The organism is Bacillus sp. MT(2024), assembly GCF_036362845.1.
GTDB classification, from domain to species: Bacteria; Bacillota; Bacilli; order Bacillales; family Bacillaceae; genus Bacillus; species Bacillus velezensis.
This window is the reverse complement of the sequence record NZ_CP143632.1, coordinates 872,085-888,358: the sequence shown is the minus strand read 5'-3', so window position 1 is coordinate 888,358 and position 16,274 is coordinate 872,085. Positions and strand designations below refer to the sequence as shown.

The window sequence follows — 16,274 nt, the reverse complement described above, 5'->3', positions numbered from 1 at the left end:
TCAACGTTGAAGGATTTTTTCGTTTTAGCGCTACTTAAGCTTCTTCAGCTTCAATGACGATTGAGGAATCATTGTACACCGCGGTATCGGTTTCCTTCGTCATTTTACTTGTTAACAGCCCTGCGGTCATACTGCCGCTGACATTTAAGGCGGTGCGCCCCATGTCAATTAACGGCTCAATTGAAATGAGCAGCCCGGCAAGCGCGACAGGCATGTTCAAAGCGGATAGGACGAGCAGAGCCGCAAATGTCGCGCCGCCCCCCACGCCTGCTACACCGAATGAACTGATTGCCACGATGGCGATGACGGAGATGATAAATCCCGGTTCAAACGGGTTTTGCCCTACTGTCGGCGCAATCATCATCGCGAGCATCGCCGGGTAAATGCCGGCACAGCCGTTTTGACCGATCGATAAACCGAATGAACCGGCGAAGTTCGCAATTCCTTCCGGGACGCCCAAGCTTTTTTGCGTTTTAATATTAAGCGGCAAAGCCCCTGCGCTTGAACGGGACGTAAACGCAAACACCATGACAGGAAATGCTTTTTTCACGTATGTGATCGGATTTAAACCGCTGAACGTAATCAGCAGCAAGTGAATGATAAACATGACGATAAGCGCGGCGTATGAAGCGATCACAAACATCCCCAGTTTCGCAATGCTGTCGATGTCGCTTGTCGCGATCGTCTTTGTCATAATCGCCAATACCCCGTAAGGCGTCAATCTTAAAATTAACGTCACGACGCGCATAATAATCGCGTATACCGCATCGACAATTCCGCTAAACGTCGCAGCGTGCTCCGGCTGCTTCCGTTTCACGCCCAGAAAAGCGATGCCGAGGAAAGCGGCGAAAATAACGACTCCGATGGTGGAAGTCGGTCTGGCTCCCGTGAAATCAAGAAACGGATTTCCCGGCAGAAGCTCAACGATTTGCTGAGGCAGCGTTTTGGCCGTCATATCCTCAGATTTTTGCTGCAGCTCCTGGCCTCTTGATAACTCGGTGCTTCCCTGGTCGATATGGACGGCTTTCAGATCAAAGGATAGCGCCGAAACAATTCCGACTGCCGCGGCAATTGCTGTCGTGGCGATCAAAATTCCGATGATCAGTCCGCTGATTTTCCCGATGTTATGGGTCAGTTTCAGCTTCGTAAATGCGCCGAGAATGGAAATAAAGACTAGCGGCATGACGATCATCTGAAGCAATTTGACATAACCGCCGCCGGCGATATTAAACCAATCGGCCGTTTGTGTCACGATATGTGAAGCCGGCCCGTAAATCAATTGCAGTGCAAAACCGAATACAATGCCTAGTCCGAGCGCGGTAAAGACACGTTTAGAAAAGGAAACGTGTTTTTTTTGCATGACAAACAGACCTGCTATAAGCAAAAGCATAATAAAAACATGTAAGACTACAAATAAATTCTCCAAAACAGGTAAACACTCCCTTGCTCATTATCCTTTAACACTATATTATATCAATTCCGATCGGTCAAGTAAGGATTGACAATATATGTATTTTTATTGATTTTTCTCTTTTCTTTCCACCCTTTCTCTAGTAACTTATATAAGGGTGATTGTTATGCTGAAGGAACTGTTTCTTAATTTAACGATTTTAATCACATTTAATTATCTGTTCACCCTTCTTTTTAAAAAGTCGCTTTCGTATAAAGAAGACCGTCCGATGTTTCAATTACTGAAGGGGACGGTCTGCGGGCTTTTAGGGGTTTTTCTGATTGTTTTCGGCTTTTCTTACTCCGATTCCATCATTGATCTCAGAAATATCCCCATTATCATCGCCGCTCTTTACGGAGGCTGGGTGTCTACGGCAGCCGCCTTTGCGATTATCGTCGCAGGCCGTATCCTGATCAATTTCAATGCCAGCGCCATTTTTTCCATCGCCGCAGTCGGGGTTATTGCGATACTTTCTGCGGCCGTCCTCAGAGGAAAAAAGCCGGATCACAAAATGGCGTTCGTTATGCTGCTTTTTTCAAATGTTATTTTCACCTTGACGCTGCTGTTTCTTATGCCTGAACAGCCTGCCGGGGCCCTCGTTTATTATTGGCTCATTTCCATCTTGGGCGGAATGCTGTCACTGTATATCATCAAACACGAAGCCGATGCCCGCGTTTTGTTCAAGCAATACAAGTTTCAAGCGAATTATGATTTTCTGACGGGGATTTTTAATAAGAGAAAATTCGAGGACGTCTCGCGCGTTCTGTACGATCGGGCGTCTCAATCCCCCTCGTCTCAGCTCGCGCTTATTTATTTGGATATTGATCACTTTAAGCAGATCAATGATCAATACGGCCATTATGAAGGGGACCAAGTGCTGAAGGAACTGGGCGCGCGCCTGAGGTTCTTACTCAGCAGTTCTCATACGTCAGCCCGCATCGGCGGGGAAGAATTTGCCGTGCTTATGCCCAATTGCACCTATACAAAAGGGCTTCACCTCGCAGAGGAAATCAGGCACACGATTGACGCGAACCCGATTCTGCTGACGAGCGGAGATACAATTCCCGTGACCGTTTCCCTCGGCATCGCGCATTATCCGACAAATACACCGGATCCTCAGACATTGCCCCTGATCGCGGACCGGATGCTGTACAAAGCGAAAACATCAGGGCGCAATCAAGTGTGCAGCACTGAAAAAAAAGAATGATCGCCCGAAGAGGAAATCATTCTTTCTTTTCAGTGAGAAAGCCGCCCCTCAGGAAAACGGGAATCAGGCTGCCCTCATATTCTTTTTCAATCAACGCCGCGGTATCGTCTGATTGATACAAAGACAGGAGTTTTTGCATCCGTTCATCATCTTTATCCTCAGCTCTGACGGCGATCAGATGAATATACGCTTCCTTCATTTGCGCCGATCGGATCAGCGCGTCCTTCTCCGCATGAAATCCTGCTTTTTTCGCCTCGCTTTGACTGAGAACTGCTGCGTCAGCATGTTCCGCCGCCTGATAGGCGTTCTTTTTTGTTTCCGTTTTTAAGGTCAGATGCTTCGGGTTGTCCTTGATCATATCCGTTGACCCCGTACCGCTGAATCCCTTTTTCAATGTAATCAGTCCGGCCTCCTGCATGAGAAAAAGCGCCCTGCCGAAGGCCGCCGCTTCATCAGGCACGGCAATGACCGCTCCGTCCGGTATATCCTTCAGCCGTTTATGTTGCTTGGAATACACCCCCAGCGATGCCGCATATGTCGTTCCTAAAGGAGCCAGCTTCTTTTTCACATGAGGCGGCAAAGATTTAAAATTAGTAACGGATTGAAACGCATTGGCGTGGAGATCCCCGCCGGCAAGTGCCAAATCGGCCTCGGCATAATCCGAAAACGTTACCAAAGAAAGCTGCAATCCTTCCTCACCGGCTTTTTTCGCGACAAACTCCCAGATCGATTGATCAGATTCATTGATTCCGATAGTAATGGTCCGGTTCCAATCAGGATAATGGCATGAAGTAAGTGACATGATCAAAATGAAAAGAAACAGACTGTTTATAAGCCGCAGATTCAAGTTGACCTACTCCCTATCTATTTTTATGTACAGAAGCTGCACCATGGTATTCGGGCTCATGATTACATACAATACCGATTAAAAAAAGGGTTGTCAATTGCTTCCTTAAGAGGCTGCAATGCGGTTTTTATCGGCTGAAAATGGGCCGTTCTGGTCTCAAATCAGATTTCCGTATCAGAGCATTTTCCTCTTAAAACATGTTATTTCGAAAAAAGTTACATTTAGCAGTTGTTTTTTCTTCGGATTACTGGTAGAGTAAAGGTAATTATTTTTGTTCGAACTATCTTTAAGAAGAAAGTTTTGTAAGAGTTTTCGTCTTGGAAGTTTGTTTTAGAGCAAGAATAGTGAATTTAAGCGTTATGTCGCTTTAGGAGGAAATTTCATGTTAGAAGGTAAAGTAAAATGGTTCAACTCTGAAAAAGGATTCGGATTCATCGAAGTAGAAGGTCAAGACGATGTATTCGTTCACTTCTCTGCTATTCAAGGCGAAGGCTTCAAAACTTTAGAAGAAGGCCAATCTGTTTCTTTCGAAATCGTTGAAGGAAACCGCGGACCACAAGCTGCTAACGTAACAAAAGCATAAATTGTTTTAAAAAAACTGCCGGTGTACGCCGGCAGTTTTTTTTCATCTAAAACGAAAAGCTGTTTTGCAAAGGCAAAACAGCTTTTTTATATCAGGTGGCAATATCCCGTTTTAAGAAGACGCCGAATGCGAGCGCCAGAAAAATAACGAAGTAAATAACAAGCATCACAACAGAAAATGTCATCGTCATCCCCTCTACTAAAGGAGTCCCGTTCATATATTGCGACAAATCCGTGTTCGCAAATAAAATATATTTGGTCCATTCAAATTTCGCAGCAAGAAATACCGTCGCCGTGTTCCCCATAACCAATAGAAAAATAGAAAATCCGACCGCTAATGAGCTGTTCCGGAATACCGCAGACAGCATAAACGCCATCGTCGCAAGCATAAAAGCGGAGACAGATTCATAGACATATGTTTTAGCGAGGAAAGCGATGATATTTTGCTCAAAAACATGGCCGTCTTTGTATACGAGATGAACATCAGCCGCAGTATCTCCGCCTGTACCGAAAAAGATCAATCCCAACAGAGCGGAGCCGGCAAATAAAATCACAAGCATCAGCAGTCCGAACAGCAGCACCGTCATATATTTAGATAGCAAAATCTGAAAACGGCTGAGCGGACGGATGGCCAGCAGCTTGATCGTCCCCCAGTTGAACTCATTCGCCACGATGCCTGCGGCAATGATAATCGTAAACAGCCCGGTCAAAACAGTCATCATCGAAGAATCAGCTACGTATGACCACACTGTGTACCCTGTATCCTCGGGGATGTTATGATCCATACGGTATTGATTTATCGCGACATTCTGTTTCAGGTTATCAATGAGCGTCTGATTTCCGGTTTCCTTCATCTGCTGTTTCATTTCTTTGTTTTCAGCCTGGAGCTCCTGTTTCCAATTCGGATTGGCTTCACTCGAGGTGAAATGGTTTGACAAAAGCGCAAAACCGATCATCGAAACGCCTAAAATCACAATCATAGCCCACGTCCCGACGCGGCTGAAAATTTTTATCCATTCATTATAGATCAGCTTAAACATATTGAACCTCCTCTTTCGTCCCGCCGGTAATTTCCAAGAAACGGTCTTCCAAAGATTTTGTCATGATTTTCACTTCATATAAGCGGATGTTTTCACGGACGAGCAGTGATATCACATCAGGCACTTCCTGTTTGGACAGCTGGATCTCAATGCCGTTTGTCTTCTTCACACAGTCAAACTGACTCAAAACGGCAAGAGCCTCTTCTCTTTGTTCAATATGGAAGAAGTATGTATCTTTATCCTCTTTTCCTTCATCCCTTACTTTTTGAATATCGACAAGCTCTCCTTTTTGCAGAATGCCGATTCGATCGCACATTAGCTCCATTTCTGACAGAAGATGGCTTGAGACGATGACAGCCATTCCTTTTTCACGTGTCAGCTTTTTCAGATGGTCCCTGATTTCTCTGATGCCGGCGGGATCGAGGCCGTTTGTCGGCTCATCCAGAATCAGCACCTTAGGATTATGCAGCAAGCTTTGGGCGAGGCCGAGACGCTGTCTCATTCCGAGAGAGTAGGTTTTTACTTTGTCATGTATTCTGTCCTGCAACCCGACGAGCTCGATGACCTCATCTATTTTTTCTTTCGTAACGCCTTTTACCATCCTTGCGTACTGCTGTAAATTTTTATAGCCGCTCAAGAATTTGTACAGCTCCGGGTTTTCCACGATGGCTCCGACGTGCCTGACCGCTTTTGAATAGTTTTTCGTAATGGATTCCCCGCAGATTACGATGTCTCCCTGAGACAGTTTCATTAATCCGACCATCATTCTGATCGTAGTGGTTTTCCCCGCTCCGTTCGGCCCTAAAAATCCAAACACTTCGCCCGCCCGGACGGAGAAGCTCAGATCATGAATAATCGTTCGTCCTTTTATCGTTTTCTTTACCTGTTGCAGTTCTAATACCGTTTCCAATTAGAATCCCCCTTCTATTTCGTGCGCCTGCATGACGCTTCTATACCATTGCAGCACAGACATTCCTTCCTGTTCCCGAATTTCTTCGACCTCGCGCCGTTCAGCGATTTTCCCTTTTATGAAAACCATCACTTCGTCTAACAGCGTCTCAATCTCGCCGATCTCATGCGTGGCGATGACGACGATCTGGCTGTCAAAATCAATATAAGATACGAGACTGTTGACAATCGACTCCCTGACCGCCGGATCAAGACCTGAAAACGGCTCATCCAGCAGAATGACCGATGCTTTTCTCGACAGGGCCAAAACGATTTTCAGCCTGCCCCGGCTGCCTTTGGACAGCTCTTTTATCTTCTGCTTCGCTGAAAGATTCATTTCCGCTAATAGGTTATGTGCTTTTTCCAGCTGAAAATCCGGGTTGCGAATGATAAAATGTGAGCATATCACCGACGGTCGTCCGGGCGGAAAACATATCATGTTCGGTTAAATAAGCCGTACGAAACAGCATGTTCCTGCTTACTTTGCATTCTCCCATCCGGACGGCGCCCGATGTCGGGAACGCAAGCCCGGCAAGCATTTTAAGCGTTGTTGATTTACCGCTTCCGTTCGGCCCTAAAATTCCGTAGATTTTACCCGGAGACAATGAAAATGATACATCGCTGACCGCGATCCTGCGGCCGTATTTTTTTGTTACGCGTTCAAAATCAAGATTCATCGTTTGCTTCCTCCGCATATTGTTTGATCCCGTCGAGCATTTCCTCAGGAGATAACCCCAGCTCCGCCATTTCCTGAATAAAGCGTTTGAAAACGTCTTTTGTCAGCCTGTCTTTCAGCTCTGCTTTCAGATCGGATCTTTCCGCTATAAAGGTTCCCTGTCCTCTTCTCGTCTCCACGATCCCCAGCCTTTCCATTTCACTGTACGTTCTTTGTATCGTGTTCGGATTCACTTTCATCTGTACGGCCATCTCCCTTACGGACGGCAGTTTGTCCCCCGGTGAAAGCTCACTTCTGATCAGCCGGTAATATATACGATCGGCAATCTGCAGATAAATCGGCTTGGATGACCGAAATTCATTCTCCATCATTACACCTCAACCTTTCGATTCAGCAGCATAGAGGCCAGCGCGAGACAGAGCGCTGCAAGCACGATCACTGCCAGGAAGCTGAAAAGCGAAATGTGGACGGCTTTCAGCTCCATCGTCCATCCGGTCAATTTTGTATAATGAAAATGAAAATTCGCATACACTTTTACCGGCCATAAATCATGTTGAGATGAAGTGAAAGGCGTAATGATTTTATCGTCAATATAGGTCCAGACAAACGCAAGCACGATGCAGATCACCCAACGGAGGACGGGAAAATGTTTTAATGAGTGAAAAACAGTCCAAAATACGGCCACAATCACAGATAAGTACGCTGAACTGATCAGCAGGTAAGCATTCAGCCCGGTTAATGTGCCGGCCAGGGGAATGGTGTGTTCCAGCACTCCTTTTGCAGAAAGCATCCGGTACATCCAAATGCCGTAACCGGTCAGCGCCAGCTGCCCGATCAACTGATACAGCAGTGAGGCCGTCAGCTTGGAAGCCAGCAGATAAAATCCCCCATTCGGATTGTAAAGCCACAGCTGGTTTTTTCCTTCTTTATGAAGGTGATAGTACATAAAAAGCGGCGCTACAAGAAATTGAAAAAACCCCATTGCCGTAAAAAAGCCGAAAATGACGAGCGGTTCTTTCTGACGGGCAGCGATGACGTGGGCTGCAAACGCCCAGCAAATCATGCCGCAAAGCCACACCGCGAGCCAAATCCATGAAACTTTCGCATCTTTTTTCAGCAAACCTAAAAACGATGTCATTCTTTCTCTCTCCATTCGGATCAAGTGTATGAGTAACATAGTACACTAGATCATCATGTATTACAATATCTTCAATAAAAAAAAGGCAAATCCGCCATTATGCGGATTTGCCTTTTCAATTACTTCTTTTTGTTTTTTAAGGAGAGCAGCGCATCACGATAGCTGCTATCCTGCATTTTGCCGCCGCTATCAGGATCGTTTGGTTCCTGATCCGTCTCAGAAGTCTTAAACTTCTGAAGCGCCTGACGGTACACATCATCGCCCATTGTATTCTTTTTCTCACGGGGAGATTCAGATTTTACAACGACGGGAGTATGCTCGGCTGAGCGCTCCTCGGCCGGATCATGCTTTTCCGGCTGTTCGGCTGTAGTGCCGATCGCTTCTCTCTTTTCTTCTTTGACATCCTGTCCTGCAGAAGTGCTGCGGACATTGAATGTGATAAGAAGTGCAATCACAATGACAGCAGCAATAACCGCTATAATAATGGCCATATAACCCTCTCCTTACTGTCGTCCGGCAGTTAGATTACCAGTGACCTGGCTGACACGTCTGCCAAGCGCACGGCCTAATTGAAGGCCTTCTTCCGTCATCAGCACATCGCTGTCAACCGGGCATGTGACGCCCGCGCCGTAGTAAGAGCCGTACAGCGCGTTTTCAGGAACGTTGCCGGGAAGACCGACAACAATCATGCCTTGGTGAAACATAGGAGTAATCAGATTGTGCATTGTCATTTCTAATCCGCCGTGTGTTGTCGCCGTCGTACAGAATACAGCGCCGACTTTATCAATCAGCTCGCCTTCAGCCCACAGATAGCCGAGTCTGTCGATCCACGCTTTTAAGCCTGAACTGATGGTGCCAAAATGTCCCGGGCATCCCCAGATAATGGCATCCATGTCTTTCAGCTTGCGGATGTCTGCTTGATCGACATGGTCGATCAGGACTTCAGCCTCAGCGTTTTCTCGTGCTCCTTCGGCAATGGCTTCAGCAAGGTGTTTTGTGTGTTCGCCTTCACTATCGTACACTACGTAAATTTTCATTCAGGAAACCTCCCATTCAGATGATTAAGATTCCTTCACTTCTTTAGGGGCCGGAAGCAATGACAGCTCCTCTTTTTTCTTCGCCCGCTGTTTGTCTTTCCGTACGTCACGCAAGAACAGGCTCAGGACTACGCCGATAACCGCAAAGATCGTCGCCCACATAAACGCGTCATTAATCCCCATAACGTTGGAATTAAGTGAAGCTGTTTTGTAGAGATATGAATAAACGGTTTGTTTCGCCGCATCAAGCGACATGTTCATGTTGACCATTAAATTCGAAACCGCGCTTTGGAACGACTGCATGAAGCTTGGATCAGCCGTGCTTGTTTTATCCGCAATCTGCGAATAATGCATTGTCGTACGGTTCGTATAAATCGTTGTGATCAAACTTGTTCCGATTGATCCGCTGATCTGGCGGAGCGTGTTGCTCATCGCCGTGCCGTGGCTGTTCAACCGTGCCGGAAGCTGGTTCATTCCGGCTGTCATAACAGGCATCATTAACAGTGACATACCGAATGCGCGGATGGCATAGACAAGCATAATGTGCGTGTAAGGTGTGTCAATTGTCAATTTTGTGTACTGGAATGTCGTTGCGACCGTGATGACCAGCCCGATAATCGCAAGCGGTCTCGGACCGATTTTGTCAAACAGAATACCGGAAATCGGCGACATGATCAGCATGACAATCGCGCCCGGCAATAGCAAGAGACCCGATTGCAGCGCCGTAAAGCCGACTAAGTTCTGCAGGTAAATCGGAAGCAGGAACATTCCTGTGTAAAGCGCAACGGTAATAATGATATTAATGACACTGGAAAGTGAGAAAATATCATATTTAAATACCCGGAAGTCGAGCATCGGTTTTTCAGAGCGCAATTGCTGAATGACAAACGCGGCAATCGCGATGACACCGACAATGACGGTAGACAGCACGATCGGATCTCCCCAGCCGTCGCTGCCCGCTTCACTGACTCCGTAAAGCAATGAGGCGAATCCGACAATAGATAGAATCGCACCCAAGCTGTCGAGTTTGATTTTTTGCGGTTCCACCAAGTTCTTAAAGAGGAAAAACGCTATGATAATAACGATTGCCCCGATCGGAACAAGGCCGTAGAACATAATGCGCCATGTGTAATGCTCGATGATCCAGCCGGAAAGAGTCGGTCCGACCGCCGGAGCAAACATCATCGCAAGACCGAAAATCCCCATTCCTTTCCCCCTGCTTTCAGGCGGGAAGATAAGCAGAATGGTTGTCATGACCAGCGGCTGCAGGATACCGCCGCCGACCGCCTGAATTAACCGGCCGATCAGCATGGTTGAGAAGTTAGGCGCGATTCCGCAGACTAACGTTCCCGCTGTAAAACAGAACATGGCTACGAGAAAGAGGCTTCTCTGTCCGAACCGGGTAATTAAGAACGCAGATAACGGAATCAAAACACCGTTGACCAGCATGTATCCGGTCGTAAGCCACTGAATCGTCGTCGCACTCACACCGAACTCGGTCATTAAGTGCGGCATCGCCACGTTAAGAAGCGTTTGGTTCAAGATCGCCAGGAATAACCCGGCCATAAGCACAATAAGCAATGTTTTAGGACTTTTTACTTGATTATCTGATTTAGCCACCTAAGACAACCTCCCTTCATGGTTTGATGACTGATCTGTATTATTCAGAGATTTTTACAGATGCGTTCATACCAGGAAGCACCTTGTCAGATGGGTTGCTGAGTGAAATTTTAACAGGAACTTTTTGCGTTACTTTAGTGTAGTTGCCGCTTGAGTTTGAAGAAGGCAGCATATCAAATGTTGAATTTGTCGCATAACCGATTTCTTCTACTGTTCCGTCAAATGTTGTATTAGGATCGCCGTCAACAATTACGTCTACTTTGTTTCCTACTTCAATGTCTCTAATGTCTGTTTCTTTAATGTTTGCAGTGATGTAAAGGTGTTTCATGTCAATTTCTTGGGCAATTGTCGTACCGGCTTGCACCATTTGGCCGTTTTTCACTTCGTTTTTCACGATTGTTCCATCCATGATGGCTTTTACGTCAGCATTTTGCTGTCCTTTAATTTTTGCAACAACGTCGTTTTTGCTTACTTCTTTCCCCTCATCAAGGTTCCAGTCAGTTACTTTACCCGCAGCAGGAGCTGTGATAGCAGCCATGTCGCCGGCAACTTTCGCTTCATCGGTTTTTACATAGTGTGTGCTTTGATAATAGTAGTAAGCACCTCCGCCTATAATTGCAAGAACAACGATCAAACCGATAATGTTGGTCAGAATTAAACGTCCTCTGTTCATTTTGTTTTCTCCTTTCGTTTCTTCCTCTATCATTTTGTGGAATGATGATAAAAATATGTGGGGATTTTTTTATTTTCCGTTTTTCATTGCACAGCCGTTTGCAAGCTTCGTTAAACTTTCCGCAAGCTTGCGCAGGTACTGCAGTTCAGCGGTATTGAGCTGCCGGTATAAGACCGCCGCTTTTTCGGCATATTGAACAGCAGCTTTCTTTAGAAGTTCTTCCCCCTCTTCGGTTAACTGAATCATAACAACACGCCGGTCGTCGTGATAGTCGCTCCGAACCATTAGGCGGCGCTTATACAGAATATCGGTCATTCTCGTGACAGACGCCGGTTTCAGATCAAGCGACAAAGCCAGCCTTGAAAGCTGCGTGCTTTTGCTCTTATGTATTTTGAACATCAGCAGATACTGCAGCACTGTAATATCAAAAGGTTCAAGCACTGTCTCCAGAATCATTTTCTGCTTTTTGTAAATCGATCTGGAAGTATCAAACAGCTGTTCAAAACTGAGCAAAGCGAGCTCTGATTCAATCACCGTATTTTCACCTCATTCCCTTAATAATAGTTCACAAGATAAAATATTAATAAATGAAAGAAGGTTTGTAAAGAGAAAAGTTTCATTTTTTAAGGATTTTTTTTATGCCGGTTTTTCTCTTTATTTTTAATTTAAAAAAGCCGGGTGAAGAACCGCGGCCGCACGATTCTTCACTCGGCTTTATATTTAATACGATGCTTTGCTTATACCGGCTTCCTCATTTTTAAAAAAGCTTTTCAGCGCTTGAAATACGTCCGATTTCTGTTTCAGGATGTAGTATTTAAATTTATCATCTTTGACATTTTTATAGGCGGACATGAGGGTGGAATGCCTGTTATATTGATTGACCTCACCGTAACAGAACAGATTCGATTTTTTCATGATGTCATTGACGAGCTTTACGCATCGGGCGTTATCCGAAGTCAGGTTATCTCCGTCTGAAAAATGAAACGGATAGATGTTGTAGCGGGCGGGGTCATATTTTTCATCAATTAATTCAAGAGACTTCCGGTAAACGGAGGAACAGATGGTGCCTCCGCTCTCGCCTTTCGAGAAAAAATCTTCTTCCGACACAACCTTCGCTTCCGTATGGTGGGCGATAAATTCGATATCAACCGTTTCATACTTTGTCCGTAAAAATCGTGTCATCCAAAAAAAGAAGCTCCTCGCCATATACTTTTCCCATACGCCCATCGAACCGCTTGTATCCATCATGGCTAAAACGACAGCTTTCGATTCCGGCTTCGTCACATCATTCCATGTTTTGTATTTCAGATCTTCCGGATAAATAGGGTAAAACGATGGCTTGCCTGTCATAGCGTTTCGTTTATAGGCCGACAGCATCGTCCTTTTCTTATCGATATTCCCTGTCAGCCCGGTTTTCCGGATATCATTGAACTCGATATCGGTATGGACGATATTGTCCCTTTCCTTTTGCTGCAGATTCGGCAGTTCTAATTCCTGAAACAGCGCTTCTTCCAGATCCATCAATGAAACTTCCGCTTCATAATAATCCTCGCCTGCCTGATCGCCTGCTCCCTGGCCTTTTCCGGCACCCTGCTTTTTATCTGCGCCGTCTCTTGCGACGACATCGCCGACTTCGCTGTCGCCGTCGCCTTGGCCGACATGTTTATTTTTATCATAGTTATAACGGATTTTATATTCATCAAGCGAACGAATCGGGATTTTCACGACATCTTTTCCGTTGGACATAATAATGCTTTCCTCAGTGACAAGATCCGGAAGGTTGTTTTTTATCGCTTCCTGCACTTTCTTTTGGTGGCGCTGCTGGTCGTCAAAGCCTTTGCGATGGAGGGACCAGTCTTCCTCTGAAATCAAAAAATTTCCGCTGTCATTACGGGACATGAATTCCCCTCCTTAACCGTTATGGTCGTTTTACATGTGTATTCCGGCTTGGTCCTGTTTATGAAACAAGTCCGGCGAAAAGATTTATTTTTATCTTATGCCGGCCGGACTCTCCAATTGACAAACAATTGCGAAAAACAGACAAAAGAACCCGTCCTTTTACAGACGGGCCTCTCGATGAAATCAAATATCAGCGGTTTAACAAGCTTCCGACATACTTCAGCAGTTCATTAGCGCTTGTCGAATTATAGCCGTGTTCATCTATTAACCTTGCCACTACCTCATTGACCTTTTTAAGCTGCTGTTCATCCGGCGTTTTGGTGGAGGTCGTAATTTTCACTACATCTTTTAAGTCTGCGAACAGCTTTTTCTGAATCGCTTCGCGGAGTCTTTCGTGCGAATTATAGTCAAAGCGTTTTCCTTTTCTTGCATAGGCGGATATGCGGATTAAGATTTCTTCGCGGAACGCTTTTTTGGCGTTTTCTGAAATGCCGATCTGCTCTTCAATGGATCTCATCAGTTTTTCGTCAGGATTCATTTCTTCACCCGTCAGCGGATCGCGAAGCTTATTTTTATTGCAGTACGCTTCCACATTATCTAAATAATTGTCCATGAGAGTTTTCGCGGATTCTTCATATGAATAGACGAACGCCTTCTGCACTTCTTTTTTGGCGATGTCATCGTACTCTTTCCTGGCGGCGGAAATAAAATTCATATACCGCTCTTTGTCCTCGGCGGAGATGGACGGATGCTGGTCGAGTCCTTCTTTTAAGGAACGCAGCACGTCAAGCGAATTGATGGATTCCATATTTTTTCTGATAATCGTTGAGGAAATGCGGTTGATGACATAGCGCGGGTCAATTCCGCTCATTCCTTCATCATGGAATTCCTTCTTCATATCCTCCAGATCAACGGAATTGTAACCTTCAACGCTTTCTCCGTCATAAAGTCTCATTTTTTTGACGAGATCAATATCAGAGCGGTTCGGTTCCTTCAGCCGGGTCAAAATAGAAAACATCGCGGCCACTTTTAATGTATGGGGGGCGATGTGTACGTCAGAAACATCACTTTCAGAAATCATTTTTTCATAAATCCGTTCTTCCTCTGACACCTTTAAATTATAAGGAACAGGCATCACGATGATCCTGGAGTGAAGGGCTTCATTTTTCTTATTGGCAATAAACGAGCGGTACTCCGTTTCGTTCGTATGCGCAACAATCAATTCGTCGGCGGAGATGAGCGCAAACCGTCCGGCTTTGAAATTCCCTTCCTGCGTGAGTGACAGAAGGTGCCACAGAAATTTTTCATCGCATTTCAGCATTTCCTGAAACTCCATCATTCCGCGGTTCGCTTTATTTAATTCACCGTCAAACCGATAAGCGCGCGGATCTGATTCCGAGCCGTATTCGGCAATCGTCGAAAAATCAATGCTCCCCGTCAAGTCGGCGATATCCTGTGATTTCGGATCAGACGGGCTGAAGGTACCGATTCCGGTACGTTTATCCTCCGAGAAGAATATACGTTCAACCTTTACATCCTCAATTCTGCCGCCGTATTCTTCTTCAAGCCGCATGACATTAAGCGGAGAAAGGCTGCCCTCAATTCTGATGCCGTATTCTCTGTAGAAGTCGTCGCGCAGATGATGGGGAATGAGATGGAGAGGATCTTCATGCATCGGGCAGCCTTTAATGGCGTAAACAGCGCCGTTGTCTGTCAATGAGTAGGCTTCAAGCCCTTTTTTCAGCATGGTGACAAGAGTTGACTTTCCGCCGCTGACGGGTCCCATCAATAGTAAAATCCTTTTTCTTACATCGAGCCGCTTGGCGGCCGGGTGAAAGTATTCCTCCACGAGCCGTTCCAGAGATTCCTCAAGGCCGAACAGCTCCCTCGAGAAAAAGCTGTATGTCTTTTTCCCGTCATCCTCTTCGATTCCGCTGTCTTTTATCATATTAAAAACGCGAGAATGAGCAGACTGCGCGACCAATGGATTTTCTTTTATGATCTCCAAATAATCAGCGAACGTCCCTTCCCATTTGAGACGCTGCTCTTCCTCTCTGTACTTTTCAATTTTCTTTAATATATCCATAAGAACCTCCTCTATCATGGTTAATGCACTAGAAATAAGGTACTTTGTTACAATCTATGCGGTGACGTGATAATACATGCTTTTCGTTTCTTAAAAATAAAGACGTTATAAGGCCGTCATTGACAAGGGTCCGGTGCACCGTTCATAATGAAAGAAATACAGTTTCATCCAGACTCGGACATCAAATGGAAAAGCAAAGAGGAGGAGACATGATGAAAACGATCATTTTACTTGGGGTCATTCTCACTTTTTTAGTATCCATTTTTACGGCGGGTTACGACAGCAAACCTGAAAACAAATAACGGCAAAAGGGTGCTCTTTATGGAGAGCACCCTTTCCTGTACAACATAACAATGTTTCATATTTGAATATGTTCTTGGACAGTTGATTTTTCATGAGACTTGCAGCTTGTTTGATACTCGATTTTTCCGATTTTGCACCCCGGGCCGATTTCCACACGCTTCCCTCTGACAATGTCCGCTTCCGTGTATTCGAGGTAAATTGCGTCTCCTTCGATCAATTCAGCAGAAAGCATGCCGGCTTTCCGTTTAAGAAAACCGGGTTTCCGTCTGACGGTGATCGATGTGCCGCCGATTTCTTTCACACGGCTTCGGTCATAACGCAAATGGATGTTTACGTCCCCTGCGTTTAACAATCCCGCCACATTGATACATCCTGTTACATGAAGCAGCTCCGTCTCGCAATCGCCGCCGACGGCGAGACTGCCTTTTATATGACACTGCTCTCCCGCGGCCCCGCCGCCAATTTCAGCAAGTCCTTTCAGCCTCATCCTGGCGAAACGCATGGAGCCGCCGACTTTCAATGTGCCGATCACATTTGCTGAATGTGCTGATAAATCTCCTGCAACTTCATGCTCTCCGAAAATTTTCAGCCTGCTGATCTCGGCATCTCCGAGAAAAAGTCCCGTGCCGAATATCCGGCAGCGTTCGCTTTGAAGTCCTTCGCCGACAGTTCCTTCCCCTTTAATGCTTACATTTTGGTAGGAACCGCCGGAGGCGTGTCCGGCTCCGTACATTTTTAAATGACTCAATTTTTTTGTCGTTTCCATCG

General features: G+C 45.7%; 16 protein-coding genes and 1 pseudogene. 2 read left to right on the top strand and 15 right to left on the bottom strand.

Going from position 1 to position 16,274, the window contains the following annotated elements:
• Nucleotides 1–34: 34 nt before the first annotated feature.
• Nucleotides 35–1,426: an L-cystine transporter gene (locus tag VP472_RS04600; RefSeq protein WP_079898187.1), complete on the bottom strand. Its 1,392-nt coding sequence runs from the start codon at nucleotides 1,424–1,426 to the stop codon at nucleotides 35–37.
• A 151-nt stretch (nucleotides 1,427–1,577) separates the two neighbouring features.
• Here VP472_RS04600 and VP472_RS04595 point away from each other — a divergent pair, with 151 nt between their 5' ends.
• The gene (locus VP472_RS04595; protein ID WP_146276409.1) at nucleotides 1,578–2,657 is read left to right on the top strand and encodes a GGDEF domain-containing protein; all 1,080 of its coding nucleotides are present in this window, start codon (nucleotides 1,578–1,580) and stop codon (nucleotides 2,655–2,657) included.
• 16 nt (nucleotides 2,658–2,673) lie between these two features.
• Here the strand turns inward: VP472_RS04595 and VP472_RS04590 are convergent, their stop codons facing one another.
• Complete coding sequence (locus tag VP472_RS04590) at nucleotides 2,674–3,504, bottom strand: MetQ/NlpA family ABC transporter substrate-binding protein (RefSeq protein ID WP_146276407.1); 831 nt, start codon at nucleotides 3,502–3,504, stop codon at nucleotides 2,674–2,676.
• A 382-nt stretch (nucleotides 3,505–3,886) separates the two neighbouring features.
• Between VP472_RS04590 and cspB the strand changes: the two genes are divergently transcribed.
• Nucleotides 3,887–4,087, top strand: a complete 201-nt coding sequence (gene cspB, locus VP472_RS04585; RefSeq protein ID WP_003155376.1) for a cold shock-like protein CspB — start codon at nucleotides 3,887–3,889, stop codon at nucleotides 4,085–4,087.
• A 91-nt stretch (nucleotides 4,088–4,178) separates the two neighbouring features.
• Here cspB and VP472_RS04580 read toward each other — a convergent pair whose 3' ends face one another.
• The 13 genes and pseudogenes from VP472_RS04580 to VP472_RS04520 form a co-directional block, all read right to left on the bottom strand.
• On the bottom strand, nucleotides 4,179–5,126 hold the full coding sequence (locus VP472_RS04580; RefSeq protein WP_146276405.1) for an ABC transporter permease: 948 nt from the start codon (nucleotides 5,124–5,126) through the stop codon (nucleotides 4,179–4,181).
• Nucleotides 5,119–6,036, bottom strand: a complete 918-nt coding sequence (locus VP472_RS04575; RefSeq protein WP_146276403.1) for an ABC transporter ATP-binding protein — start codon at nucleotides 6,034–6,036, stop codon at nucleotides 5,119–5,121. Before VP472_RS04575 ends, VP472_RS04580 begins: the two co-directional genes overlap by 8 nt.
• Nucleotides 6,037–6,751, bottom strand: a pseudogene (locus tag VP472_RS04570) (ATP-binding cassette domain-containing protein). It lies immediately after the preceding gene.
• Nucleotides 6,741–7,118: a GntR family transcriptional regulator gene (locus VP472_RS04565; RefSeq protein WP_069473671.1), complete on the bottom strand. Its 378-nt coding sequence runs from the start codon at nucleotides 7,116–7,118 to the stop codon at nucleotides 6,741–6,743. The pseudogene VP472_RS04570 and the gene VP472_RS04565 overlap by 11 nt, the downstream one beginning before the upstream one ends.
• 2 nt (nucleotides 7,119–7,120) lie before the next feature.
• Entirely contained in the window at nucleotides 7,121–7,888 is a 768-nt protein-coding gene (locus tag VP472_RS04560; RefSeq protein WP_046559449.1) for a hypothetical protein, read from the bottom strand.
• A gap of 119 nt (nucleotides 7,889–8,007) precedes the next feature.
• Nucleotides 8,008–8,379 carry a hypothetical protein gene (locus tag VP472_RS04555; RefSeq protein WP_146276401.1) on the bottom strand — a complete coding sequence of 124 codons (372 nt, stop codon included), beginning with the start codon at nucleotides 8,377–8,379 and terminating at the stop codon, nucleotides 8,008–8,010.
• Nucleotides 8,380–8,391: 12 nt separating this feature from the next.
• Nucleotides 8,392–8,925, bottom strand: a complete 534-nt coding sequence (locus VP472_RS04550; protein WP_003155386.1) for an NAD(P)H-dependent oxidoreductase — start codon at nucleotides 8,923–8,925, stop codon at nucleotides 8,392–8,394.
• Nucleotides 8,926–8,949: 24 nt separating this feature from the next.
• Nucleotides 8,950–10,545: an MFS transporter gene (locus VP472_RS04545; protein ID WP_003155387.1), complete on the bottom strand. Its 1,596-nt coding sequence runs from the start codon at nucleotides 10,543–10,545 to the stop codon at nucleotides 8,950–8,952.
• A gap of 40 nt (nucleotides 10,546–10,585) precedes the next feature.
• Nucleotides 10,586–11,251 carry an HlyD family secretion protein gene (locus VP472_RS04540; protein ID WP_007610259.1) on the bottom strand — a complete coding sequence of 222 codons (666 nt, stop codon included), beginning with the start codon at nucleotides 11,249–11,251 and terminating at the stop codon, nucleotides 10,586–10,588.
• A gap of 36 nt (nucleotides 11,252–11,287) precedes the next feature.
• A complete protein-coding gene (locus VP472_RS04535) occupies nucleotides 11,288–11,752 on the bottom strand; it encodes a MarR family transcriptional regulator (protein WP_146276399.1) in 465 nt (154 codons plus the stop codon).
• 186 nt (nucleotides 11,753–11,938) lie between these two features.
• On the bottom strand, nucleotides 11,939–13,117 hold the full coding sequence (yhbH, locus tag VP472_RS04530; RefSeq protein WP_014417268.1) for a sporulation protein YhbH: 1,179 nt from the start codon (nucleotides 13,115–13,117) through the stop codon (nucleotides 11,939–11,941).
• A 190-nt stretch (nucleotides 13,118–13,307) separates the two neighbouring features.
• Nucleotides 13,308–15,203: a serine/threonine protein kinase PrkA gene (gene prkA / locus VP472_RS04525; RefSeq protein WP_069473222.1), complete on the bottom strand. Its 1,896-nt coding sequence runs from the start codon at nucleotides 15,201–15,203 to the stop codon at nucleotides 13,308–13,310.
• A 358-nt stretch (nucleotides 15,204–15,561) separates the two neighbouring features.
• Entirely contained in the window at nucleotides 15,562–16,272 is a 711-nt protein-coding gene (locus VP472_RS04520) for a hypothetical protein (protein WP_146276397.1), read from the bottom strand.
• Between the last annotated feature and the right edge of the window lie 2 nt (nucleotides 16,273–16,274).

Bases quoted from the DNA above. Each gene is read 5' to 3' on its own strand.
- VP472_RS04595 (WP_146276409.1), top strand. From the start codon at position 1,578: ATGCTGAAGGAACTGTTTCTTAATTTAACGATTTTAATCACATTTAAT.
- cspB (WP_003155376.1), top strand. From the start codon at position 3,887: ATGTTAGAAGGTAAAGTAAAATGGTTCAACTCTGAAAAAGGATTCGGA.
- VP472_RS04580 (WP_146276405.1), bottom strand. From the start codon at position 5,126: ATGTTTAAGCTGATCTATAATGAATGGATAAAAATTTTCAGCCGCGTC.
- VP472_RS04565 (WP_069473671.1), bottom strand. From the start codon at position 7,118: ATGGAGAATGAATTTCGGTCATCCAAGCCGATTTATCTGCAGATTGCC.
- VP472_RS04560 (WP_046559449.1), bottom strand. From the start codon at position 7,888: ATGACATCGTTTTTAGGTTTGCTGAAAAAAGATGCGAAAGTTTCATGG.
- VP472_RS04555 (WP_146276401.1), bottom strand. From the start codon at position 8,379: ATGGCCATTATTATAGCGGTTATTGCTGCTGTCATTGTGATTGCACTT.
- VP472_RS04550 (WP_003155386.1), bottom strand. From the start codon at position 8,925: ATGAAAATTTACGTAGTGTACGATAGTGAAGGCGAACACACAAAACAC.
- VP472_RS04540 (WP_007610259.1), bottom strand. From the start codon at position 11,251: ATGATAGAGGAAGAAACGAAAGGAGAAAACAAAATGAACAGAGGACGT.
- yhbH (WP_014417268.1), bottom strand. From the start codon at position 13,117: ATGTCCCGTAATGACAGCGGAAATTTTTTGATTTCAGAGGAAGACTGG.
- prkA (WP_069473222.1), bottom strand. From the start codon at position 15,203: ATGGATATATTAAAGAAAATTGAAAAGTACAGAGAGGAAGAGCAGCGT.
- VP472_RS04520 (WP_146276397.1), bottom strand. From the start codon at position 16,272: ATGGAAACGACAAAAAAATTGAGTCATTTAAAAATGTACGGAGCCGGA.